The 23,892-nt window shown below is 70.2% G+C and carries 22 protein-coding genes; 6 read left to right on the forward strand and 16 right to left on the reverse strand.

From position 1 onward, the window contains the following. Window positions 1-8: 8 nt before the first annotated feature. Window positions 9-833: a phosphate/phosphite/phosphonate ABC transporter substrate-binding protein gene (locus KY572_RS31575; protein ID WP_224247348.1), complete on the forward strand. Its 825-nt coding sequence runs from the start codon at window positions 9-11 to the stop codon at window positions 831-833. A 15-nt stretch (window positions 834-848) separates the two neighbouring features. Here KY572_RS31575 and KY572_RS31580 read toward each other — a convergent pair whose 3' ends face one another. From KY572_RS31580 to KY572_RS31600, 5 genes are all read right to left on the reverse strand, one after another. Beyond that, window positions 849-1,985 (reverse strand): serine/threonine protein kinase, encoded by a 1,137-nt coding sequence (locus KY572_RS31580; RefSeq protein ID WP_263452167.1) that lies wholly within the window; start codon window positions 1,983-1,985, stop codon window positions 849-851. Between the two features lie 201 nt (window positions 1,986-2,186). Further along, window positions 2,187-5,186 carry a choice-of-anchor D domain-containing protein gene (locus KY572_RS31585; RefSeq protein ID WP_224247350.1) on the reverse strand — a complete coding sequence of 1,000 codons (3,000 nt, stop codon included), beginning with the start codon at window positions 5,184-5,186 and terminating at the stop codon, window positions 2,187-2,189. A 213-nt stretch (window positions 5,187-5,399) separates the two neighbouring features. After that, on the reverse strand, window positions 5,400-6,272 hold the full coding sequence (locus KY572_RS31590) for an alpha/beta fold hydrolase (protein ID WP_224247351.1): 873 nt from the start codon (window positions 6,270-6,272) through the stop codon (window positions 5,400-5,402). 32 nt (window positions 6,273-6,304) lie between these two features. Next, window positions 6,305-8,215: an AAA domain-containing protein gene (locus tag KY572_RS31595; RefSeq protein ID WP_224247352.1), complete on the reverse strand. Its 1,911-nt coding sequence runs from the start codon at window positions 8,213-8,215 to the stop codon at window positions 6,305-6,307. Further along, window positions 8,215-8,715, reverse strand: a complete 501-nt coding sequence (locus KY572_RS31600) for a hypothetical protein (protein WP_224247353.1) — start codon at window positions 8,713-8,715, stop codon at window positions 8,215-8,217. The genes KY572_RS31595 and KY572_RS31600 overlap by 1 nt, the downstream gene beginning before the upstream one ends. Window positions 8,716-8,874: 159 nt before the next feature. Here KY572_RS31600 and KY572_RS31605 point away from each other — a divergent pair, with 159 nt between their 5' ends. The 3 genes from KY572_RS31605 (at window position 8,875) to KY572_RS31615 (ending at window position 10,792) form a co-directional block, all read left to right on the forward strand. Further along, complete coding sequence (locus KY572_RS31605; protein WP_224247354.1) at window positions 8,875-9,420, forward strand: hypothetical protein; 546 nt, start codon at window positions 8,875-8,877, stop codon at window positions 9,418-9,420. A gap of 140 nt (window positions 9,421-9,560) precedes the next feature. Beyond that, window positions 9,561-10,019 carry an ATP-binding protein gene (locus KY572_RS31610; RefSeq protein WP_224247355.1) on the forward strand — a complete coding sequence of 153 codons (459 nt, stop codon included), beginning with the start codon at window positions 9,561-9,563 and terminating at the stop codon, window positions 10,017-10,019. Further along, a complete protein-coding gene (locus tag KY572_RS31615; RefSeq protein ID WP_224247356.1) occupies window positions 10,016-10,792 on the forward strand; it encodes a tRNA(His) guanylyltransferase Thg1 family protein in 777 nt (258 codons plus the stop codon). The genes KY572_RS31610 and KY572_RS31615 overlap by 4 nt, the downstream gene beginning before the upstream one ends. Window positions 10,793-10,873: 81 nt before the next feature. Here KY572_RS31615 and KY572_RS31620 read toward each other — a convergent pair whose 3' ends face one another. From KY572_RS31620 to KY572_RS31630, 3 genes are all read right to left on the reverse strand, one after another. Next, window positions 10,874-11,941 (reverse strand): hypothetical protein, encoded by a 1,068-nt coding sequence (locus KY572_RS31620; RefSeq protein ID WP_224247357.1) that lies wholly within the window; start codon window positions 11,939-11,941, stop codon window positions 10,874-10,876. Between the two features lie 166 nt (window positions 11,942-12,107). After that, window positions 12,108-12,398 (reverse strand): hypothetical protein, encoded by a 291-nt coding sequence (locus KY572_RS31625; RefSeq protein WP_224247358.1) that lies wholly within the window; start codon window positions 12,396-12,398, stop codon window positions 12,108-12,110. 137 nt (window positions 12,399-12,535) lie between these two features. After that, window positions 12,536-13,852 (reverse strand): amidohydrolase, encoded by a 1,317-nt coding sequence (locus tag KY572_RS31630; RefSeq protein ID WP_224247359.1) that lies wholly within the window; start codon window positions 13,850-13,852, stop codon window positions 12,536-12,538. 207 nt (window positions 13,853-14,059) lie between these two features. On the opposite strand from KY572_RS31630, the gene KY572_RS47910 reads away from it, so the two are divergent. Next, window positions 14,060-15,100, forward strand: a complete 1,041-nt coding sequence (locus KY572_RS47910) for a restriction endonuclease (protein ID WP_224247360.1) — start codon at window positions 14,060-14,062, stop codon at window positions 15,098-15,100. Between the two features lie 190 nt (window positions 15,101-15,290). Here the strand turns inward: KY572_RS47910 and KY572_RS31640 are convergent, their stop codons facing one another. The 8 genes from KY572_RS31640 to KY572_RS31675 form a co-directional block, all read right to left on the reverse strand. Beyond that, window positions 15,291-16,163 (reverse strand): hypothetical protein, encoded by an 873-nt coding sequence (locus KY572_RS31640; protein ID WP_224247361.1) that lies wholly within the window; start codon window positions 16,161-16,163, stop codon window positions 15,291-15,293. A 12-nt stretch (window positions 16,164-16,175) separates the two neighbouring features. Then, window positions 16,176-16,718: a DUF350 domain-containing protein gene (locus KY572_RS31645; protein ID WP_224247362.1), complete on the reverse strand. Its 543-nt coding sequence runs from the start codon at window positions 16,716-16,718 to the stop codon at window positions 16,176-16,178. 3 nt (window positions 16,719-16,721) lie between these two features. Next, entirely contained in the window at window positions 16,722-16,946 is a 225-nt protein-coding gene (locus tag KY572_RS31650; RefSeq protein WP_224247363.1) for a hypothetical protein, read from the reverse strand. An 83-nt stretch (window positions 16,947-17,029) separates the two neighbouring features. After that, entirely contained in the window at window positions 17,030-18,070 is a 1,041-nt protein-coding gene (locus tag KY572_RS31655; RefSeq protein WP_224247364.1) for a chemotaxis protein CheB, read from the reverse strand. Then, complete coding sequence (locus KY572_RS31660; protein WP_224247365.1) at window positions 18,067-18,762, reverse strand: chemotaxis protein CheV; 696 nt, start codon at window positions 18,760-18,762, stop codon at window positions 18,067-18,069. Before KY572_RS31660 ends, KY572_RS31655 begins: the two co-directional genes overlap by 4 nt. Then, window positions 18,759-19,628, reverse strand: a complete 870-nt coding sequence (locus KY572_RS31665; protein ID WP_224247366.1) for a chemotaxis protein CheW — start codon at window positions 19,626-19,628, stop codon at window positions 18,759-18,761. The genes KY572_RS31660 and KY572_RS31665 overlap by 4 nt, the downstream gene beginning before the upstream one ends. A gap of 6 nt (window positions 19,629-19,634) precedes the next feature. After that, window positions 19,635-20,093, reverse strand: a complete 459-nt coding sequence (locus KY572_RS31670) for a response regulator (RefSeq protein WP_224247367.1) — start codon at window positions 20,091-20,093, stop codon at window positions 19,635-19,637. Window positions 20,094-20,227: 134 nt separating this feature from the next. Continuing rightward, complete coding sequence (locus KY572_RS31675; protein ID WP_224247368.1) at window positions 20,228-21,583, reverse strand: ArnT family glycosyltransferase; 1,356 nt, start codon at window positions 21,581-21,583, stop codon at window positions 20,228-20,230. Between the two features lie 115 nt (window positions 21,584-21,698). On the opposite strand from KY572_RS31675, the gene KY572_RS31680 reads away from it, so the two are divergent. Then, window positions 21,699-23,792, forward strand: a complete 2,094-nt coding sequence (locus KY572_RS31680; RefSeq protein WP_224247369.1) for a thioredoxin domain-containing protein — start codon at window positions 21,699-21,701, stop codon at window positions 23,790-23,792. Window positions 23,793-23,892 lie beyond the last annotated feature (100 nt).

Raw genomic sequence — 23,892 nt, forward strand, 5'->3', positions numbered from 1 at the left:
GCGGGCGTATGTCCGTGAACGTTCCGAACTCGACTCGCAACGCTTTCCGGTTCGTGCTGCCGCCCTCGCTGGGCAGCGAGAACGCCCGGGACCGGGCGGACAAGCTCGTCTCCTTCCTGCAGAACGCGCTGGGCAAGCCGGTGGAGGTGAGCGTGGCGGCCAGCTACGAGGCGCTGGCCAAGGACCTGCTCTCCGGCCGCGCGGACGCGGCGTGGGCGCCGCCCTTCGTGTGCGCGCGCACCGAGGCCATGGGCGTGCGGGTGCTGGTGCGCGGGGTGCGGCTGGGCATGTCCTCGTACCGGGCCGCGCTGGTGTGCCGGGCCGGCGCGCGGCTCTCGCTGGACCGCCTGAAGGGCACCACCGTGGCCTGGGTGGACCGGGACGCGGTGGCGGGCTACCTGCTGCCGGTGGCGTTCCTGAAGGCCCAGGGCGTGGAGCCGTCGCGCGTCTTCACCTCGCAGCTCTTCACCGGCTCGTACCGGGGGGCGCTGGAGGCGGTGCAGTCGGGGACGGCGGACGTGGCGGGGGTGTTCTGCCCGCCGGCCTCCACGGGGCTCTCCTTCAGCGCGGGCGTGGAGAAGGTGCTGGGGCCCAAGGCGGGCGACAAGTTCGAGCTCATCGCCTACACGGAGGAGGCGCCCAATGACGGGGTGCCCGTGGCGATGAGCGTGTCGCCCGAGCTGGCGAGCAAGCTGGAGTCGACGATGCTCGGGCTGGGCGAGTCCGAGGAGGGCAAGCACCTGCTGAAGAACGTCTTCAGCGCGGACCGCTTCGAGCCCGCCCCGCGCATGGGCTACCGCGCCCTGTACCGCGTGGCCCTGGCCAGCCTCTGAGTCCGGGCCAGGGGCCTACTTGTCGCCCTTGCCGTGCCGGGGGCCCTTCTTGGAGGTCTCCTTGGAGGCCTCGCCCTGGCTCTTGGGCGCCGGCGTCACCTTGGGCGCCTTGGGAATCGGGCTGACCGTGGAGGCCGGCTTGGAGGACACCTCCGGCGGGGGCTGCTTGTGCGAGGGCACCAGCGCCGTCGGCGCGGCGGGATCCACGATGGGCCCGGGCGGCTTGCGGTTCGGCATCCGCGGGTCGTACGCGATGATCGTCGGCTCGCTGGAGAACTCCTCCTCCAGCTCCTCGGCGTAGATCTCCCGCATGAAGGCGGCCAGGTGCGCCGTGGTGCCGGGCATCTGCTGCTTGAAGAGGAAGTCCTCGATGGCCAGCTGCAGGTCCCCCGCCGTGGCGAAGCGCTCGTCCCGGTTCTTCGCCAGGGCCTTGAGCACCACCGCGTCCAGCGCCTTGGGGATGCCCGGCACGACTTCGGAAGGGGGCGTCACCTTCGTGCCCACCACCGCCTTGAGGGTGGCGATCTCCGTATCGCGCTTGAAGAGGCGGGTGTTGGTGAGCAGCTCGTAGAACACCGTGCCCAGGCCGAACACGTCCGAGCGGTGATCCAGCGGCTCGCCCTTGGCCTGCTCCGGGGACATGTACGCGTGCTTCCCCTTGATCTGGCCCACGTTCGTCTGGCTGAACTTGTTGGCGGCCTTGGCCACCCCGAAGTCGATGATCTTCACCGCGCCGTTGAAGCCCACCAGCACGTTCTGCGGCGACACGTCCCGGTGGATGAGCGCCAGCTTGCGGCCCGAGGGGCTGCGGGCGTGGTGCGCGGCGTCCAGGCCCGCGGCGGCGTCCGAGATGACGCGGCACTTGAGCGCCAGCGGCATGGAGCCCTTGCGCTGGATGGCCCGCTTGTTCACCTCCGCGATGGCCTCGCCATGCACGTACTCCATGGCGATGTAGTAGATGCCGTCCACCTCTCCCAGGTCATAGATCTGGGCGATGTTCGGGTGGTTGAGGAGCGCGGCGATGCGCGCCTCATCCAGGAACATCTGGATGAACTCGTCGTCCTCGGACAGGTGGGGCAGCAGCCGCTTCACCACCAGCAGCTTCTGGAAGCCCACGGGCCCCTTCTGCCGGGCCAGGAACACCTGGCCCATCCCGCCCGCAGCGAGCTTGCGCAGCAGCTCATAGCGCCCGAAGGTCTCCACTCATCGCGACGATAGCCGTGTGAGGCCCGGGATCGGAAGTCCGTCTCGCGGGTTTTCCTGCCCTGGGAGGGGTATGGTGCCCCGGGGAGGGGCCGGACCGGGTTCACGGTCCGTCCCTGGGCCCGGGGCCCTGCGTGGGGCTCACCGCCTTTACGGAGTTGGCGGGGCCGCGCAGATGCTGCGGTAGCGGATCTGGATGTTCTCGCCCGTCTTCGGTACCGCGGCGGGCTGGAAGACCAGGGCGTTGCGCGCGGCATCGTACCGCCAGAGCGAGGGCTCCACCGTCCTGCCCTGGACCCTGACCGACATCTCGGCGGTGCCGGACGGGGTGGCGGTGAGGGGGAAGTCGGCCTGCGGGTCCCCCGCTCGGCCGATGACCTGGGCCAGGAAGGGCCCGTAGTCCCCCGCGCACACCGAGCCCACCGCGCCGCCCGTGGCCTGGGCCACCGTGGAGAAGCGGGGCGCGGCCTCCTCCGCCGTGCTGCAGCTGCCGTCGGGCACCAGGGCGTAGAGCTGGGTGCGGTGGGACATGCCCGGGCCCTTGATGGCCTGGAGGAACTGGATGTAGCTGTCCGTCCCGAAGCCCGAGTGGTCATCCTCGTCCGAGAGCACTACCACCGCCAGGCGCGCCGTCGGCCGCAGGAAGCCGGCGTTGCCGTCGTTGGGCAGTGGGGTGCGCGGGTCGTCCTGGCTGTCCACCAGGGGCGAGGACAGCGCCTGCCGGGTGGTCTCCAGGCCCTGCACCAGGTTGTGGCAGACGCCGACGCTCACGTTGGCCTGGAGCGAGGTGGCCGCCTCGGCCGCCATGCTGCTCACCACGCGCTGGCGGTGGCCGTCCACCGGGACCAGGCGCCCGGCCTCACCGCCCTGGGCGGGCCCGCCGCACGCCGTCCCACGCGGCACGAGGCCCGTGGTGGTGACGCTCACGCGCATGTCCACGCCCTCCTGGCGGGCGCGCTCCAGCCACCCGGGGATGGCCGCCTGCAGCCGCTGCTGGAAGGCCTCCATGGTGGTGGTGTTGGACACCACGAAGAGGACGTCGAGCTGGCTGTCCGTGCCCTGGATGAACTTGTCCAGCTGGATGCCCTCGTGGTTCGTCTCCGCCAGCAGCGGGATGACGAGCGGGGAGGGCTCGTTGTTGGCCTTGACGAAGAGCGGGCTGTAGTGCTGGCCGTGCACGTTGCGCGCGTACGTCACCTCCAGCTCGAAGCCCGCGCCCGGGGCCAGCTCGCGCGGCATGGTGAGCGGCGTGGTGAGCTGGAACTGGGGGCTCGTGCCGGTGCCGATCTCCGCCGTGTCCACGGTGATCGGGTACGGGCACTGGTTGGAGACCAGCGTGCGCCGCGGCTCCGTCGCGCAGTCATAGCGGATGGGCCCGAAGTCCACGTAGTTGGGCGCGGCCACCAGGCACGTGGCCTGGGACATGCCCTTGAGGGGCAGCGTCACCGTGGGGTAGCTCGGGTTGTTGACCGTCATCTTCAGCTCGCCCGTGTAGGCGCCCGCCGTGGGCGGCCGGAAGGCCACCTGCGTGCTGAAGGCCGTGTCGTACGGCAGCACGCCGCCCGTGAGCGGACCGCCCGGCATGAAGAAGGCCCCGCCCCCGTCCTTGGAGATGTGGATGTTCTTCACCGCGCACTCGGCCCGGCCCGGGTTGCGCATGTAGATGCCCAGCACCGCGCCCCGGCCCGGCGGCACGTTGCCAAAGTCCAGCCCCGGCTGCGGCCGCAGCTCGTACACGCACGGGCCGCTGGCGCGCGCCCGCCCCGTGAGGACGACGGTGCGCTCCGGGGTGAAGGGATCGCTCGAGCGCAGCGTGAGCGTGGCCTGGTGGCTGCCCTCCGCCTGGGGCTCGAAGTAGACGGTGAGCTCCACGAAGTCATTGGCCGGTGCAATGGCCAGCGAGTCCGCCTCCAGCGCCGGCCAGGTGCCGCCCTTCCACGGGTAGGACTGCGCGCCGCGCTTGGGCACGCCCACGTCGAAGTGCGCCGATGCCCCGCCGCCGCTCACGCCCAGGAAGAGCAGGTTGCCGTTGCTGCCGCCGTTGGAGATGCGGATGACCTGGGCCACCTTGCCGCCCACGGGCAGCTCGCCGAAGTCCAGCGCCGCCGGCGCCACCGCGAGCGTGGGCTGCCCGCCCCGAGCGTCCAGCATCACCTGGGACTGGCGCTGCTTGTCCGACTGGTAGTGCACGTTCAGCTCGGCCATGTTCGGGCCCGAGCGCCGCGCGGCGAACTGCATCTTCAGCTCCACCGCCTCGCCCGGGGCCACCGTCTGGCCCGCCAGGCTGTTGAGCGGCGCGAAGGAGTAATCCGTCGTGCTCAGGCTGGCGATCGTCACCGGCCGCCAGGTGATGTTGCGCACCTTCGCCCGGCTCTCGGTGCTCTCGTGCACGGGGATGGGCGCGAAGGGCACCGGCGTCGGCTCGAAGACGAAGGCGCTGGCCACCGAGTTGCCCGCCAGCTGCGCCGTGGTGGGCGTGCACCCCTCGCAGGCCCGCACCTCCACCAGCGCGCCCATCTGGCCCAGGTCGCGCGGCAGGTACTTCGTGCGCACCTCCTGCGTGCTGAAGGGCGGGATGGTGACGACATCCGTGGAGAACGGATCGGAGCCGTCACCGGCCACCTTCACCGTGAGCGGCAGGTCCACCGGGTTGGTCACGGTGAGCGTCAGCGTCCGGTCGCTCTCGACCTCCAGCGTCTCGAAGTCCAGCACGGGCGGGGCGATGCGGATGGGCGTCGGAGCGCCCTGGCCGCGCACCCTCACGGTGCTCTCGGCGCCGGTGTTGGCGTCCGTCGCCACGCGCAGCTGCTCCTCGATGAGGCCCTCGCGCAGCGGGTGGAAGCGCACCGCCACTTCCTTGGCCTCGCCCGGCATCACCCGGCCGCCCTCCACCAGCTCCACCTCATAGGAGGCGTTGCCCTCCAGGGCCAGCGCCTCCAGCGCGGAGAAGGGCACGTAGCCCACGTTGCGGATCAGCACCTTCTGCTCCCGCCACTCCCCGACGGGCACCTCGCCGAAGTCGAGCTGATCCTTGTCGACCACCGCGGCCGCCTGCACCGAGCGAGTGTTCCCCGGCTCGTGGCACGCCGCCGTCATGGCTGTCAGCACCGCCAGCCCGATGACCCGTCCCCAGCCCCGCCCCTGCCTCATCGTCGCTCCCGCCCTTGTCCTTGCCCGCCTGCGCGTGCTCATCCACGCCTGGCTGATCCAAAGGACGTACCAACGCGCGAGCCGCCCCAGCCCCTCGGAAGATCAGGGGCTTGCGAGGATCAGTCGCCAACCGTTGCCGGGAAGGGAACCGCCTTGCCCTTCGGGGTGGAAAGTCTTTTCCCCACCGGAGGGAGGGTGAGCTGGGTTTTTTCCCTACCCCTGGGGCTGAGCCGAGGCTCCGCGGATGAAGTGCTCCGCCGCGCGAGCCACGGCCTCTGGCTGCTCCAGGTGGACGTGGTGCCCACCGGACAAGGTGAGCACTTTGGGAGAGCGTAGAGCGAGCAGGCGGGCTTTCGCTCGGGCGTCATCCATGGGGATGCCCTGGCTGCCGTGGATCACCTGCACCGGGCAGGTGACGGCGGAGGAGACGACGAGCCACTGGGCCTCGTCCCAGCTCACGCCGAAGCGGCGGCGGTGGCGCGGATCGAAGCGGAAGCGGTAGCCGCCCTCGGAGGACTCGGAGCCGTGGCGGGCCAGGTGGAGCGAGGCGGCCTCGGTGAGCGTGGGGTTGTTCTCCCGGAGCCGGGCCGCGGCGGCCTCCACGGTGGGGTAGTGCTTGCGGTGCGGCGGGCGTTGCGAGTCATCCAGGAAGGAGCGCAGCCGCTCCAGCGCCTCGTCCGGGTTGCCGCCCCAGGGGCCCAGGCTCTCCAGCAGGGTGAGGCTCTTCACCCGCGTGGGGCGCGCCGCGGCGTAGGCGGTGCCGACGATGCCGCCGAGCGAGTGCCCGATGATGTGCACCTCGCTCAGCTTGAGATCGTCCAGGACGGCCTCCACGTCCAGCAGGTAGTCCGGGAAGGAGTAGTGGGCGCCCAGGGGGATGTGCTCGCTGCGCCCCATGCCTCGGAAGTCGAGCAGGAGGATGCGCCAGGCGTCCGGCAGGTGCTCCAGCACCCAGTCGAAGGTGTGCGAGTGGTCCAGCCAGCCGTGGAGGAACAGCACGGCGGGGGAGCCCTTCGGGTTGCGCTCGCGAACGTGGACGGCGACGGCCTGGGAGAGAACGGTGAAGGACTCGAAGGATGGGGGCACTCAGGTCTCCTGGGCCCCCGCTTAGCCTGTTCTCAGGGCTCGGGCCACTCCCACGCGGAGCGGTATCCGCCAGAGGCCTGCGTCCCCTCGATGAAGCGGGCGTAGAAGGCGTGGCCGCTGAGTGTGGCCGAGTCTCCCACCACGAAGAGGTGCCGCCGGGCGCGGGTGAGGGCCACGTTCATGCGGCGCAGATCCGTGAGGAAGCCCAGGTGGCCCTCGGAGTTGGAGCGGGTGAGGGTGACGAGGATGGCGTCCTTCTCGCGGCCCTGGAAGGCGTCCACCGTGTCCACCTCGACGTCCGGAGAGAGGGCCTCCACGCGCTCGCGCAGCTGGAAGGCCTGGGCGCTGTAGGGGGTGATGACGGCCAGCTCGCGGGGAGAGAGCCCCGCGGCCAGCAGCTCCTTCACGCGGGCGATGACGAGGTCCGCCTCGCCGGTGTTGAAGAGGCTCTGGGTGCTCTCCTCCACCTGCTCGTCGAAGCCCTTCCCGGCGGTGTCGAGGAAGAGGACGGGCGGTGCGTCCACCTGCGCGCCCGGGGAGAGGACGTCGGCCAGGGTGCGCTCCGCCACGCTGGCGTGGGCGCGCAGCTCGCCGCCGTACATCTCGCGCGAGGGGAAGTCCATGATGCGGGCGTTCATCCGGTACTGCTCGCGCAGCATGCGCTTCACGCCCTCGCCGTGGTCCTGGAGCAGGCGCTCGAAGAGGCTGGTGCCGAGCCCGGCCTTGGCAGCCTCCTGGGAGAGGACGGTGGGCGGCAGCTGCTTCGGATCTCCGGCGAGGATGACCTTGGGGGCGCGCAGGAAGCCCAGCAGCGTGAGGGGCTCGGTGGCCTGGGTGGCCTCGTCGATGAGGGCGAGATCGAAGGACTCGGGGGCGAGCAGGCCGGACTGGAGGCTGGCCAGGGTGACGCAGACGACCTGGGCGCGCTCGAGCACGGCGCGCACGGCCTTGCGCTCCAGGGCGCGGGCCTCGTCCATGAGCCCCTTGGCCTCGGTGGAGGAGGCGCGGGCGTTGGAGAAGCGCTGGCGGCTGCGGCCCTGGGTGCGCTGGCGGCGCGCGTAGCCGAACAAGTCGAAGGCCTCGTCGAAGAGCTCGCGCGAGAGGATGCGGTCGGGGTGCTCCTCGACGACGATGTCCAGGGTGTGCTCCTGGAGTCGGGCGGCGACGCGGGCCGGGTGGCCCACGCGGATGGCGCGCAGGCCCTGGTTCAGGCACAGCTCCAGCAGGTGGTCCACGGCGGCGTTGCTGGCGGCGGTGCACAGCAGGCGCTCGCCGCGCGCCACGGCCTGGACGGCCACCTCCGCGAGCACGGTGCTCTTGCCCGTGCCGGGAGGGCCGTGGACGAGGAAGAAGTCCTCGGCGGCCAGGGCGCGGGCCACGGCATCGGCCTGCTCGGGGTTGAGGGGGCGGGTGGGCTCGAGCTCCTTCGGCTTGTCGAAGCGCGGCGGCTCGTTGCCGAGGAGCACCTCCCGCTTGCGACGCTCGGCGCCCTTGTCGAGCGCCTTGACGCGATCCAGCCCGGCGCGCACGCGCTCATAGGTGACGTCGTTGGGGACGATGTCCAGGCGGAGCAGGCCCTCGTGGATGAAGGGCGGTGGGGAGCGGTCGAAGGCGAGCTGGAGGCGGGTGCGGGTGGCGCGGGAGACGAGCGCGCGAGCGGGCTCCTTGACCTCGGCGCGGCGAGGCATGACGGCGACGAGGTCGCCGTTGTTGAGCGGAGAGGGGAACGGGGCGCGGTCGGCGCGGGCGAGCGTGAGGAGGATGCGCCCGCCGAGGCCCACCTCTTCCTCGACGCTTTCCAGATCGAGGACGGACAGTCCGTGCTCCGCGCGCTCGCGCAGGGTCATGCTCTGGGCGAGGGCGGCGGAGCGGGCGCGCTCGGCATCGCGCTCCATGGCGAGGAGCCGGCCGAGCTGGTCGAAGAAGGAGACGTCGCGAGGCATCAGGGAGTGCCCCCATCTTTCCGGCTCTGTTGCGCGATGGACTCCGGGACGAGGACCAGGCTGGGGGAGCCATTGCGCGGCTCCTGTACGACGAACCGGGCCTCCGCGCGCAAAAACCGTGCGACGGGAGGGAGGATGAAGTCTCCCTTGGCGCGCGGGAAGTGGAGGCTCTTCACGACCTTCCGCTCGTGCACGAAGACGAGCAGGTTCTCGCTGTCCAGCTGCACATCCCGGGCATCGAGCCACACGAAGCCCAGCTGCTTGTGCATCTCGTCGGCGGCGGAATAGGGGCCGAAGATGTGGAGCTCGCTCCAGGCGAAGTCGGTCACGTCCTCCATCTTCAGGGGCTGACGGTTCCCGGACGCCGTGCGGATGGCCTGCTCGAGCTTCCCCTCGAGCGCGTTGCTCCGCTCACAGCCCGCCCACAGCCCGCCGCACACGAGCAGGGCCACCACGACTCCCGGGGGCCACCCGGACTTCCGAACACTGCGCTCACGCATGTCTGGAATCTATCGTGTCCGCTGTGGCTGCCGAGCAATCAGGCGCCGGATTCTTGGAGGGCACTCGTGCAGCCGACCCCGGTCATGCGCTTTCGGGTGCCTGGGCCCCGATCCAGGTCATGCACACCCTCACATCGCTCTCAAAGGGAGGAAGTATCCATGAACGCGATGTGGACTGGCTCGGCGCTGACGCTGCACAACCTGGGACTGGCGGCGGGCTTCGGTGGATCGCTCTTCGGACAGATGGCGCTGCACCCGGCGGTGCGGACCATCGATGATACGAAGGAGCGCGGTGAAATCCTGAACAAGGCCTGGATGGGCTTCAGCCCGGTGAATGCCTTCGCGCTCGGGTCCGTGGCGCTGACCTGGGTCATCGGCCGCAGCGCGCTGTCGGGCGGGGAGATCGACGACGAGACGCGCGGCCTGGTGCTGGCCAAGGATGCGCTGGTGGCGCTCTACACCGTGGCTGGCATCGGCTCGCTCATCGTCGGGCGGGTGTGGGGCATGCGTGAGCCGCCGGTGGAGTCGGGCAACGAGCCCGCGGCCGAGACGTCCGAAGTGGACGTCAAGGCGCAGAAGGCGGTGAACTGGCTGGGCCGGGTGAACATCGTCGCGGCCGCGGGCATCATCGCCCTCACCGCGATCCTCAACATCAAGGCCGGGCGCTCCCAGAAGTGGAGCCTCCTGAGCGCGATCCTCCCGTAGGACACGCACTCAGCGTGGTCTCATGACGTGCGCGGAGCGAGGGGCTCTTCCGACGAGGGGCCCCTCCTTCGCGTCTGCTCCACGGGACAGGCGGGAGAGCGTCAGCCGGGTCAGGATGTCCCGTCTGGAATGGCTCCGCCATGGAACTCGTCCTCTTCATCGGCCTGCAGGGATCTGGCAAGAGCAGCTTCTACCGGGAGCGCTTCGCCGACTCGCACGTGCTGGTGAGCAAGGATCTCTGGCCGCACGCTCGCAGGCGCGAGGCCCGGCAGCAGCGCCTCATCTCGGAGGCGCTCGCGGCGGGTCGCTCGGTGGTGGTGGACAACACCAACCCTACTCCGGAAGGGCGTGCTCCCCTCATCGCTGTCGGCAAGGCGCATGGCGCGCGAGTCGTCGGCTATGCCTTCGAGTCGCGCCTGGAGGACTGCCTGGCACGCAACGCCCGGAGGGAAGGGCGCGCCCGCGTGCCCGAGGTGGCGCTCTACGCGACCCGGAAGGTGCTCCGCTGGCCGAGCCTCGCCGAGGGCTTCGACGCGCTGTTCTTCGTCCGTTTCACCCCTGAAGGAACCACTGAAGTCACCGATTGGAGGGAGTCATGAACCCAGATGAGCTCGCGGACCGGATGCGCCAGGGCGAGGTGTTCCACTCGCTGCGCATGCTGCCGGGCGCCTGGGTGGTGCTCCGCGTGGATGGCCGGGGCTTCTCCCGCCTCACGGAGGAGCGCTACGAGAAGCCCTTCGATGCCCGGTTCCACGAGGTGATGGTGCGCACGGCCAGCACGCTGCTGGAGGAGCTCCAGGGCATCTACGCCTATACGCAGAGCGATGAGATCTCCGTGCTCTTCCGGCCGGAGTGGTCGCTCTTCGACCGGGAGGTGGAGAAGCTCGTGTCGATCTCGGCGGGTCTGGCGAGCGCCACGTTCACGCACGGGGCGGGGGCGCCGGCGACCTTCGACGGCCGGGCCTGGCTGGGCGTGGATGTGGGGGCGGTGGTGGACTACTTCCGCTGGAGGCAGTCGGACGCCACGCGCTGCGCGCTGAACGGCTGGTGCTACTGGACGTTGCGCAAGGAGGGCTGGAGCGTGCGCAAGGCCACGAGCGAGCTGGACGGCGGCACGGTGGGGGCCAAGAACGAGCTGCTCTTCCAGCGGGGCATCAACTTCAACGAGCTGCCCCTCTGGCAGCGGCGCGGCACCGGCATCACCTGGGAGCGCTACGTGAAGGAGGGCGTGGACCCGCGCGATGGCCGGCGGGTGCCCACCGAGCGCCGTCGGCTCAAGGTGGACTCCTCACTGCCCATGAAGGAGGAGTACGAGGCCTGGATCCGGCGCGTCGTGGAGGACTCGGAGCGCCGGGCGCAGGGCTCGGAGTGAAGGACTCACCGGGACACGCGGTGGATGCCCCAGCCCTCCTGAAGCCCGGCCGCCAGGCGGACGGGCAGCAGGGGACAGGCCTCAGAGCGCGAACTCGATGCCCAGCGTGAGGCCGAGGCGCAGGCCGGAGGTGCTCCAGTTCTTCTCGAACTGGAGGCCCTCGATGTCCTCGTTCGTGGCGAAGAGGTAGAGCTTCTCGAGCTGGCCGGACAGGTCCGCGCGCAAGAGGATGTGCTCGCTCATCCGCCGCCGCACTCCCGCCGACAGGCCTCCGAGCCAGCCGGTGCGCGGCACGCTCCACACGCCGACGCCCTGGACCTGGAGCCGGTCGATCTCCTGGTCGAACTCGCGGCCCGGGAGGAGCAGCGCCAGGCCCACCCGAGCGCCGAACACCACCTCCAGCTGGTTCGCGACGGGCAGGCCGTACTCACCCGTCACCAGCGCCTGGCCCAGCAGACCGAACCCGAAGGTGCGATCCCCGCCAGCGCTGTAGTTGCCGAACAGCCGTACGGCTCCGCCGATGCGCGCTCGATCCTTGAAGACGGGCGCCGGGACGCTCATGGAGAGCGTGGCCGACAGGAACGTGGCGCTGCTGTAGTCGAAGGACTCGTCCACCCGCGAGGCGTTGATGGCCTGCGAGCCCGTCATCCGCGAGTTCTCGATGAAGAGATCCAGCCCGACACCGATGCGCATCCGCGACTGGGCCTCGGCTCGCTCCTGCGCCTGGATCTGCGACTGGGGCAGCGGCCGGTCCGGGGCCTTGGGCTGCGCGACGACCTTGTCGGGCGCCTTGGACTTCGGCGGCGTCTTCGGCTGGGCCGGCGTCTTCGCCTGGGCGGGTGCCTTCTCGGGCGCCTTCTCCGGAGCAGGGGCCTTCTCGGGCTCTTCGAGCTTCTGCGGCGCCGGCTCCGCGGCCTTCTGGGGAGCCTCCTCCGGAGCCTTCTGCGCCTCCGGTGTCTTCTCGGGCTCCGCGGGCGGAGTCTTGGCCTTGGCCTTGGTCTTCTTGGACTTCGCCTTCGCCTTGGCCTTCGTCTGCGTCTGCGTCCTGGACTTCGTCTGCGCCTCGGCGTGCATGGGCAGCGAGGAGCACAGCAGCATCAGGACGGGGAGCGCCTTCCAGAGGGCTTGCGGAACGGGCAGGGAGCGCATACGGGGCACGCGGAAGTGGGTAGGCGTTGAGCCTAGAACAGAATGCCCACGTTCCGGTGCCGCTCGTTCCGCGTTCGGGCAGGGCGGAAAAGATCCACCAAGCGGTCATCCCACGGGCCGGGTGGGGTTGGACCTCACCAGCCACACCCGGAGCGTGAGTGAGCGCCTACGCGATGATCGGTGGCTGACCGATGGGGTGCTCCGCGGGGTCGGGCGCCTCGTGGATGCCGGGAGGCTGGGCCTCCGGCTCGGTACGGCGCTCCGGGTCCTCTACGGACGGGTCTCGCCGAGGTGGTTCAACCTCCGGAGGCTGACGGTTCGGCGGATCGATCTCCGGCTGGTGTCGTCGGGGAGGATCGACCTCCGGCGGTCCCCGCTCGGGCTCCTGCTGGGGTGACTTTCGAGGCTCCGGCTCCTTTACGGGCGCGCCGGGGCTCTTGGGCAGTTTCTCAGGCATGTGTCCCCTCCTCCTGACCTGGCAACCTGCTCATCCCGGAGCGGCCCGTGAACCCGCTCGGGGGAGAGGGGCTCTCCTGCCTGCCTGCACGCTGGGTCAAGCGGCTCGATTCCTGTCAGGCCGGCGAGGCCTTCGCCTCAAGGGGCGGCAGAGCCCTTGCCCTGGGGGCCCGAGAGGTAGTCCACCGCGAGGTGAGAGAGGAGCCGCACGCCCACGGGAAGAGTGCGCTCGTCCACGAAGAAGCGTGGCGAGTGGTTGGCCGGTGCTTCCTCGAGGTCCTTTCCCTCGGGGGTTGCGCCGATGAAGAGGAACACGCCGGGGACACGAGCCTGGAAGGCGGAGAAGTCCTCGGAGGTGGTGCTCTGCGTGCCGGGAGACATCTTCTGGCCGGCGATCCGCTCCACGGTGGGACGCATGCGCTCCACGAGCGAGGGATCGTTGTAGGTCACTCCGTTGCCAGTGCTGATCTCCACCTCCGCCGTGGCTCCCGCGCTCTGGGCAATGCCTTCGGCGAGTCGGCGCACGCGCTCGTGGATCTGCTGGCGCATCGCCTGATCGAAGGTGCGGATGGTCCCCTTCATGGTGACGGCGTCGGGGATGATGTTACCGCGCACGCCGCCGGTGATGCTGCCGACCGTGATGATGGCGGGGCTGGCGGTGAGGTCCACCTGGCGGCTCACCACGGTCTGGAGCCCGAGGACGATCTGCGACGCGACGACGATGGGATCCACTCCGGCCCAGGGCAGCGCGCCGTGCGTCTGGCGGCCACGCACGATGATGGTGAGCCCGTCGGAGCTGGCCATGAATCCGCCCGGTCGGTAGACCACGTGGCCTGCGGGATGACCGCCGATGACGTGCACTCCAAAGATGGCGGAGGGTGTGGGGTTCTCGAACGCTCCATCACGAAGCATGGCCACGGCGCCACCGGGACCGGTGCCGGAAGCCTCCTCGGCGGGCTGGAAGATGAACTTGACCGTACCCGGGAGGGTAGCGCGCATGCTGGCGAGTACCTCTGCCGCGCCCATGAGCATGGCCACGTGCGTGTCATGGCCGCACGCGTGCATCACGCCCACCTCCTGGCCGTTGTACTGGGCGCGCACGGTGGACTTGAAGGGGAGGTCCACCTGTTCGGTGACCGGGAGCGCGTCCATGTCCGCCCGGAGTGCCACCACGGGACCCGTGCGACCGCCGCGAAGGATGCCGACGACGCCTGTGCCTCCGACGCCGGTGCGGACCTCGATACCCAGGCTGCGGAGGTGGTCCGCCACCTTCTGGGCCGTGCGCGTTTCCTGATGGGAGAGCTCGGGGTGCTGGTGGATGTCGCGTCGCCACTCCACCACCTTGGGGTCCACCTTGGTCGCGTGGCGCTCCACGTCCCGGCTCAGGGCGGACCGAGCACTGGCGGGCAGGGAGAGCAGAAGCGTGAGGAACAGGCTCGTGGAGGCGTTGGTCATGAGGAGGGAAAGGCGCAGGGCCTGCTTCTTCGAGAGTGTGCGGAGCCGAGGGGATGAGAGGAGCGACGATACGGCCCTGTAACGCGTTGAGCCAGATCAGGATGTTGCAAGGGATCACTCACTCGATTCCTCACCGTGTATCCGCAAGCTCAGTGAGTGAGGACCTGATCTTTGCTGCCCTGTTCTGGCACGTGTTAGCGTGAAGCCGTGTCCCCGCATCGCCAATCCGATACAGAACCTGGGGCTCAACGGCTCCACAGAACCGTCGATATTCCTCAAGCGGATCGTCTTGAGAACGTCCGGCAGTTCGCGGCTGCGATCAGGGACGGCATCTATCATCCTGTGACGCTCCTCGAGCTACTGGACGTGGATGCGCGGCACTTTGCGTACTATCGGCAGGCCGCGACGATCCTGGGCATGATCACCAGGACCGCGGACAGCCGGGTGGCTCTTTCCGAGCAGGGTAAGAGTCTCTTGGCAACTCCTGAGCGCTCCGAAGCCGAACGGCTGTGTTTCCGAGAGGCTATTCGCTCGGCACGGGCTCTCAAGCCGTTTCAGTCCTTCTTTGAAGGAGAAGACATTCCTTTCGAGCAGGTGGCGGATCGTCTGCAGCGCCTGACCGGACTTGCGCCGAGCACGGCGGAGCGAAGGACGCAGACGCTGTTCCAGTGGAGGAAATACATCCAGGGGGATGCCCACCGGGCGGTAGGGCCACAGGTCCCGGCTCTGACGAGCCAGCTCGAGAGTCTCATTGCGCGTCACAACGCGCTGGCAAAGCAGAGCTTCCTGGAGTGGATGCAGAAGATGGATCCCACCGCCTTCGAGCATCTGGTGGGAAGGCTGGTTCAAGCGATGAACCACTTGGAAGTCGTCGTACAGGGTGGCCCGGGTGACGGAGGCGTGGATATCCGAGCCGTGAAGATCGATCAGTGGAACCATCCGACCCACGTGGCCATCCAGGTCAAGCGCTACAGCGAGACCAACAGCGTGGGACGCAAGCAGGTGGATGAGCTCATTGGCGTGATGACTCGGGAGCGATTGGCCTCGGGCATTCTGGTGACGACCGCGGACTTCTCGGCCCAGGCGCAAAAGGCTGCCGCTGAGGAGCCGAGGCTCCAGCTCGTGAATGGTGCGAAGTTGGTGGACCTGCTGGCCCGCCATGGGGTTGGCGTGAAGTACGGAAAGTACGGCGAGATCGTGCTCGCCTCCGCAAGCGAGCAAGCACGCACGCCGGACTCCGAGCATTGAACGGCGGGGAGCTTGAATGGGCTCGCCTGCTCAATGCTGTTCTTCTTGGGAGAGCGGGACGGCCGGCGCGGGAGGACCCATCCGCTGATGGGGGGACCCGCGCCGAGACGAGGGGCCCGCGACCTGTGCGCCCCGAACGTGAGCCCGTAATTGAGGCACCCGAGATCCGGAGTGTTCCACGGGCCAGCACTCAACCCGAGTCCCGGCTCATTGGCGGCACCACCGTCCACAGGCGGGGCTTGTCGTACCGAGGCGGAATCAGCCCGATCGGCCAGCCCTCGACGCTCACCTCCGCGTATCGCCAGGAGCGGCCACCATGGCGCAGCGTGGTGCCGCTGCCCGGGAGCCCGATGCCCACGGCCGCGTGCGCGAGCGGATCCGAGAAGAGCACGACCGCATCGATTCCCACCTGGCGCAGCAGCATCACCGCGAGCAGGGCCTTGGAGTCGCAGTCTCCGCTGTTCCTGGCGGGCACCAGCGCTGGCGGAGTGACGCCGAAGGGGACCTCGAGCTCGGGCAGCTCGTACTTGATGCGCTGCACGAAGCCGATGATGAGCTCCGCCGCCTGGGCCGCGCTGAGCTGGCGAGCGCGGGTGAACGCCAGGAAGCGCTCGCCCAGCTCCTCCACCGGCTCGGGGTTCATGCGCATCAGCTCCTCGTAGATGCAGCGCATGTCCACCCGACACTCGGGCGGAGCTCGGAAGGTGAAGCGGTCCCGGCTGAGCGCGCGGAAGTGCATCCGCCGCCCGAGCGCCTCGTCGTCTTCCTCTATCTTCTCGATGAGAGAGGGCCCCAGCCCGTACACGACCTGATGCCGGGAGGGCTTCAACCCCTCCACGCTCCAGACGTACGTCTGCGCCTGACCCAGCGGAGTGCCCGGCGGGGCGAGCACCATGCCCAGGTCCGTGACCGGCGGGGAGGGTGACGATTCGGAGGTGCGAGTGCCCAGGTAGCCCAGGAGGTGCGCCATCCACAGGCAGCAGCAGCCCGCGAGGAGCACCCACGCGATGCGCCTCAGCCACTTCACCGTCGCGGAGCTGGAAGGGGAGGAGGAAGGATCCACGCGGCGTCCTCCTCACGCGGGCGAGCGCAGCACCGCGTCGGGGAGCTGCGGGAAGGGGATGAGGCCGTTGAGCGCCGCCTGGAGCCCCGGCGCGGTGAGCAGCGCAATCACCACGAGGATCGCGGACAGCACCAGGGCCAGCGCGACGTTGCCCTTGCGGACCTCCGCCAGCTCGTCCAGCCCCGGCGTCATCTTGTCGAACAGCACCACGCCCACGGCGAGCACGGCGGTGCCCACGCCCAGCGACAGCACCACGTGGAGCAGGGCGAACAGCATCAGCTTGCCCACCATCAGCGGCTGGAACGGCGGAGTCCGCAGGGTGAGGTCCATCGCATCGAACGTCGCCTGGATGGCATGCTGCACCAGCAGCCCGAGCGCCAGCAGGCTGGACGCGTGGACGATGCCCGCCGCGGTGTTGCCCTTGCGCAAGTCCTCCACCGCGTCCGTGCCGAGCAGGCGGTTGAGGCCGCGGAACGCGAGCCAGATGCCCAGGGCGGCCACCAGGCCCCCGAAGACGATCTTGACCAGGCCGACCGAGACGAGCGTGAGGTTCATTGCCTACACACGGTAGCTCTTTACGATGCCAACCACCCGTTCCGTCACCGCCTGGAGCTCCGCGGTGGCCTGGTGCGTGGAGGCCAGCCGCGCCACCGACTGGCGGGCCAGCGCGTACGCCTCGTCCCCGTCGAGGACCGCGATGTACAGCCAGTCCGAGCCCTGGAAGCTCTCGTTGGCCGCCCGCTGGAAGCGCCAGGGCGTGCAGCCGCTCCAGGATTCCTGCACCTTGGCCAGGTGGGCACTCTCGGCGCGCGCGGAGGCGCTGGCGGTCAGCAGGAGCAGGGCGCTTCAGAGCATGAGGCGTCTCATCAGGAACTCCCGGAGGGGTGAGTCGCGGGCAGCGGGCCCGCGAGCGAGCGCAGCGTGGTGGCCAGCTCCTCCAAGGAGAGGCTCCAGCGGGTGGCGCCGGCCCGGAGCGCCGCCTTGGGCATGCCGGCGACGACGCAGCTGTCCGGGTCCTGCACGAAGGTGAGGCCCCCCGCGTCGTGGATGGAGCGCAGGCCCGCCGCGCCATCCCGGCCCATGCCGGTGAGGACGACTCCGCCCGTCAGCGCTCCGAAGGCGCGCGCCAGCGAGCTGAGGAGCTTGTCCCCCGAGGGGTAGAGCACCTCGGTGGCGGGCTCCAGGGCGAGCTGACCGGTGGGCTCCAGCGTCAGGTGGTGCCGGTCCGGCGGCAGGTAGACATGGCCCGGCTGAGGCCAGGCTCCCGGGCGCGCCAGCTCCACCGGCAGGTGCGAGGCGTCGGACAGCCAGCGGACCAGGCTGGTGGTGAAGCCTCCCGAGAGGTGCTGGGCGATGAGCAAGGGGAAGCGCACGCCCGGTCTCAGCAGGGACAGCAGCGTGGCCAGCGCGGGAGGCCCTCCGGTGGAGGCCACCACCCCGAAGCCATGCAGCCGCCCGCCCGCCGGGAGCGTCCGCGCGGAGCTCATGCCGCGCCAGGGACGGCGGCGCACGACAGGCACCTCCGCCATCAGCCGGATGGCTCTGAGCAGCTGCTCGCCGAAGGCATCGAGCCCCGCCGCGGACGTGGGCTTGCGCAGCACCTCCAGCGCGCCGTTCCGCTTCGCATGGAAGGAGAGGCCCGCCTCCGAGGTGTGCGTCGTCACCAGGATGCGGCAGGGAGCCTCCGTCATGAGCTGGTTGGTGAGGGTGATGCCGTCCAGGTGAGGCAGGAGCGCATCCAGGATGACGACGTCGGGGTGCTGCGCGTGCACCAGCTCCAGCGCCTCCCTGCCATCGTGGGTGTGGCCCACCAGCTCTAGATCGGGCGCGCGGGCGATGAGCTCGACGAGCGCCTGCTCCAGCGAGGGCGAGCCTTCCGCGAGGAGGATGCGGATGCGTGGGCTCATGCGCGCACCCAGGGCCGGGCCAGGAGCTCCTCGACGGCGTCGAGCAGCCGGCCCGCCCGGCACTCGCGCTTGCTGAGGAAGGCATCCGCGCCCGCCTCGAGCCCGGCCTCCTGCTCCGCCAGGGTGTCCTGCGCGGAGACCAGGAGCACGGGCATGGCCCGCGTCGAGGGCTGGGCCCGGAGCCTGGCCGTGAACGCATGGTCGCTCATCTCCGTCATGCTCACGTCCGCCACCACCAGATCGAAGGTCGCCCACGAGAGCAGCTGCAGCGCCTGGGCGCCCGAGGCGCTGGTGTGGACGCGGAAGCCTCCCGCCTCCAGCACGGTCCGGTGGGGGGCGCGAGCGGTGAGCGAGAGCGCCAGCCGCCGCCCTCGCGCCAGCAGGATGACCACGCGCAGCTCGTCCGAGGTGTTGCCGGGCAGCACGTTCAGGCGCGAGCACAGGTCCACCACGGGCAGCCGCTCTTCGCGGAGCTCCAGGAGACCTGCCGTCAGGGACTCTGGCGCCGCGCTGCAGACGGACTCCACCCCGGACAGGGGCAGCCCGAGTCGGTGCTCGCCCGCGCGCACCACGAGCACCGGCGTGGTGCCCAGGTCCGCCACCTCGGGAGGGCGGCGCAGCAGGGCGGCGCGCTCCTCGAGCTCGGCACGAGCCTCTTCAGGGACTTCGTCGTGCAGGGGCAGGAGCTTCATGACGAGGAGGAGACGGGTGCTCCGGCCTGGGCCGGGAGCCAGGGCTCATGGAACCGCCCCGGAGCGACGAGCGCCTCGGGAGAGAGCAGGGGAAGGAAACCCTCCGGTGTCTGGAGCAGCGCGTACAGGGCCTCTCGGAAGGCGGGGGAGGGACTTCCGCCCAGCGCTTCGGTGGGGTGGATGGCGCTGGCGGGGAACTCCTGCGGGTCCTTCACCTCGTCCACGCACAGGGCGAGCCGCTGGCCGTGCAGCTCCACCACCACGAGCTTGCGTCGCAGGTGCCCCACGCCGTGGGGGACGCCGAAACGGCGGGCCAGGTCCAGCACCCGGATGGGCTCGCCGTGCAGCTCGATGTACTGGTTGAGGTAGGAGGGGCTGCCCGGAATGGGGCGCGTGGCTGGCAGCAGCAGGACGTTCCGCACGCAGGCCAGGGGCACGGCGAGCTGCAGCTCCCCCACGCGCATTGGAAGCACCTGCAGCTCACCCGGCTCCGAAGCGGCGCGGGTGTGGGCGATGACTTGATCCACCGTGCGCACGAGCTCATCGGCGCGCAGGGGCTTGGGCAGGAAGGCCACCGCGCCACGTCCCACCAGCGCCTCGCCCCGAGCGCGCTCCGAGGAGACGATGATGACCGGGAGCGAGGCCCACTCCGGGCTCACCTGAAGCCGGGCAACCACCTCCGCGCCGTCCAGCTCCGGCATGGAGAGGTCCAGCAGCAGCGCGGCGGGTCGCAGCGTGCTCAGCCGCTCGAGCGCCTCACGCCCGCGGGTGGCGGTGTCCACCTCGTACCAGCGGCCCAGCGCCGCCCGAGAGAAGGCGAGGATGGCTTCGCTGTCGTCCACGTGCAGTACGCGTGGCCGGGCCATGGCACATCACACCCCGACGGACTTGCCCGGCGCCGAGCCGCTCGAGGACGCGGGAGCCGAAGGTGACACGAGCTCGTCCTGGACGGGCACGGGGATGTTCAGGGCGTGGCACACCACTTCCGTGAGGGCCATGCTCCCGATGGGCTTGTGGATGAGCGTCGTGGCGCCCGCCTCCGCGGCCTGGGTCTCCAGGTGGGGTGACTTGTCCGCGGTCAGCAGCATGATGGGCACTCGGCGGACCTCGTCGCGATCGTCCGCGCGCACCCTGCGGACGAACTCCATGCCGTTCATGCCGGGCATGTTGACGTCCGCGATGACGAGGTCCACGGGGCTGGCTCCCAGGATCCGGAGCGCTCTCTCCGCTCGGTCCGCATCCAGGAACTCCAGCTTCAGCGTCATCAGATACACCCGGATGATGTATCGGATGGAGTCGCTGTCATCGAGGATGAGCACGGTCCGTCCCATGGTCCCTCCCAGCCCCTGCGTGAGGTACTCATTCCATTGTAGCCAGAGGCACGCGGGTAGGAGCTTCGGCGCTCAGCGAGAAAATGTGCGGTGGGCCACGGCTTTCAGACAGGGACGCTGCACAAATCCACTCGCTACCGAGCGTCGCGAAGTCTCCAGACGAGGAAGGTGTGGACGCGTCGGCCTCGGAAGTCTGCGGGCAGCTCCACGGGACCCTCGACCGTGGTGAAGCGCGCGGTGAGCTCCTCGGGAGGCTCGCGCCCCTCGGAGTACCAGAGCGCATCCTGCCCTCGAGCCACCTCGGGCCTCGGCCACAGGTCGTACTGGCTCATGCGTCCGCCGCCCGCCGTGTCCGCCGTCACTCCGGCGTAGCGCACGGCCTGCGAGGCGAGCTGGTAGCTCGGTGCGTAGACGACGGCGACACTCCGCGCGTCGGTGCCCGGGAAGAGCCGCTCCGGCTCGGCGAGCGCGGAGAGGACGCTCCAGCCGTGGGTGCGCGCCAGCGGCACGTCCCGCTCGAAGCGCAGCAGGGGGAAGAGCAGGTGCGAGCCCACCGCCAGGATGATGGCGAGCCCGCTGAGCGTCGCCGCGCGGAACCACACGGGCCGCATCCCCGCCACGCCCACGCAGGCCGCCACGTAGGCCGCCGCGGGCCAGTTGGCCTCGCCCCGCGTGCGCAGCGCCGCGTAGCCGAAGAAGAGCAGCGGGACCACCGCCGCGGCTCGCAGGAGGAACTGCTCGCGGGGGCCACGGACGGCGTACACCAGCGTCAGGGGGAGCAGCACGGGGCCTCCCAGCGCGAGCTGGCCGCCGAGGAACTCCGCGAAGGACGCGAGCCCTCCGGTGCCGCCCAGCCCGTGGCGGAGCTGGAAGGCGAAGCCCACCCACTCCCGCTGGGCATTCCACAGCACCACGGGCAGGAAGAGCCCGGCGCCCAGCAGCGCCGTCACCCACGCTCCCGCCGGCAGCCGCCGCATGCGCACCGCCGTGGCGAGGAAGGCCACCGCGAGCAGCACCCCCGGGTACTTCGACAGCAGCGCGAGCCCCGAGGCCAGCCCCGCCAGCACCCACCGCTCGCGCCACAGCGCCCACAGCGCGAGCGCCCAGAACAGCAGCAGCGGTGAGTCCGGCGTGGCCCACACCCCGGCCATGGTGCCGGCGGGCACCACGCTCCACAGCGCCGCCGCGCGCCAGGCGGCCTCGCGGCTGCCGTGCACATCCCTGGCGAGTCCCCACACGGCCGCCACCGTGCCCACGCCACACAGCAGCGCCGCGGGCCGGACGCCGACCGCGGCGATCAGCCAGGCGATGAGCGGAGGATGATCGTAGTAGCCCCACGCGAGGTGGCGGGCCCACTGCCAGTAGTACGCCTCGTCGAAGTAGATGTCCGTGCCGAGCGCGAGCACGAGCCGTGCGCCCACGCCCAGCGCGAGCAGGGCGAGACAGGCTCTCAGGGAGACCGTGGCGGGCTGGGCGACGGGAACGGCCACGCCCTGGACAAAGCGCAACCGGAGCCCGTTGGCCAGTGCTCTCTTGTGGCTCTCTCCAGTCGATACCTCCCAGGATGCGCTTGAAAGGGGAGGGTGTGCCTGCTCGCATGCCCTCATGGCCCATCCGCCCTCGTCCCCGTCCGGCAAGAGCAACCGCCTCGCGAGCGAGCCCTCGCCCTACCTGCGCCAGCACGCCACCAACCCCGTGGAATGGTACCCCTGGGGAGACGAGGCCCTCGCGCGCGCCCGCACCGAGGACAAGCCCATCCTGCTGTCGGTGGGCTACTCCGCGTGCCACTGGTGCCACGTGATGGCGCACGAGTCCTTCGAGGACCCCGCCATCGCGCAGCGGATGAACGACTGGTTCATCAACATCAAGGTGGACCGCGAGGAGCGGCCGGACCTCGATCAGATCTACCAGGGCGTGGTGCAGCTCATGGGGCAGGGGGGCGGCTGGCCGCTCACGGTGTTCCTCACGCCGGACCTGCGGCCCTTCTATGGAGGTACCTACTTCCCGCCGATGGACAAGTACGGGCGCCCGGGCTTCCCCAAGCTGCTGGAGGCGCTCCACGACGCGTGGGTGAACCAGCGGGACAAGGTGCTCCAGCAGGCGGGGGACTTCCACGAGGGGCTGGGCGAGCTGGCCGCCTACGGACTGGACGCCGCCCCCGCGACGCTGGCCGTGGCCGACATGGTGAAGATGGGCGAGCGCATGCTGCGCCAGGTGGATCCGGTGAACGGCGGCTTCGGCCGAGCGCCCAAGTTCCCCAACCCCATGGATGTGTCCTTCATGCTGCGCGCGTGGCGGCGCGGGGGCTCGGGCGCGCTCAAGGACGCGGTGATGCGGACGCTGGAGCGCATGGCGCTGGGCGGCATCTATGACCAGCTCGGGGGCGGCTTCCACCGGTACTCGGTGGACGAGCGGTGGCTGGTGCCGCACTTCGAGAAGATGCTCTACGACAACGCCCTGCTCCTCCACCTGTACGCGGAGGCGGAGCAGGTGGAGTCGCGGCCGCTCTGGCGCAAGGTGGTGGAGGAGACGGTGGAGTACGTGCGGCGCGAGATGACGGACGCGCGCGGAGGCTTCTACGCCGCCCAGGACGCGGACAGCGAGGGCGAGGAGGGGAAGTTCTTCGTCTGGAAGCCGGACGAGCTGAAGGTGCTGCCGCCCACGCAGGCCGACCTGCTGATGCGCCACTTCCGTATCACGCCCCAGGGAAACTTCGAGCACGGCGCCACGGTACTGGAGGTGGTCGTCCCCATCGCTCAGCTCGCCCAGGAGCGCGGGCTGCCAGTGGAGGCGGTGGAGGCTGAGCTGGCCGCGGCGCGCAAGGCCCTCTTCGAGCTACGGGAGAAGCGCGTGAAGCCCGGGCGGGACGACAAGCTCCTCGCGGGCTGGAACGGACTGATGATTCGCGGGCTGGCCTTGGCCTCGCGCGTCTTCGAGCGCCCCGAGTGGGCTCGGCTCGCGGCGGGGGCCGCGGACTTCGTGCTCTCGAAGATGTGGGACGGGACGCGGCTGGTGCGCTCGTACGAGGAGGGCGGCAGCCGCATCGACGGCTTCCTGGAGGACTACGGAGATCTCGCCGCTGGCCTCACCGCGCTCTACCAGGTCACCTTCGACGCCAAGTACCTGGAGGCGGCGGTGGCGCTGGTGAAGCGCGCGGTGACGCTCTTCTGGGACGAGGAGAAGCAGGCCTGGCTCTCCGCGCCGAAGGGCCAGAAGGATCTGGTGGTGGCCACCTACTCGCTCTTCGACAACGCCTACCCCTCGGGGGCCTCGACGCTCACCGAGGCCCAGGTGGCGCTCGCCGCGCTCACCGGAGACAAGGCCTGGCTGGAGTCCGCCGAGCGCTACATCACCCGGATGCGCCAGCCGCTCGACGAGAACCCGATGGGCTACGGGTACCTGGCGCTCGCGGCGGACGCGTTCCTGGATGGGGCCGCGGGCGTCACCTTCTCGGGGACGCGCGAGCAGGTGGCTCCGCTGCTGTCCGCGGCGAACCGCGCCTTCGCGCCGACCTTCGCCTTCGGTTGGAAGGAGCCCGGCGCCGCGGTGCCCCCACTGCTGAAGGATATCTTCGAGGCGCGCGAGCCCGTGGGCGGCCTGGGCGCGGCCTACGTCTGTCGCGGCTTCGCCTGCGAGCGGCCCCTCACGGATCCCCAGGCGCTGAGCCAGCGCCTCCAGGCTCCAGCTCATGGAGGCTGAGACTGGCGGCTGAGCTGCCGAAGAGGGCGCGGATCTCCCACCTGCTGCGCCTGGAGCACGCGTTCAGAGTTGAGCGAAGCGGGAATGCCCACGGGTCTTT

Source organism: Hyalangium gracile (assembly GCF_020103725.1).
GTDB classification, from domain to species: domain Bacteria; phylum Myxococcota; class Myxococcia; order Myxococcales; family Myxococcaceae; genus Hyalangium; species Hyalangium gracile.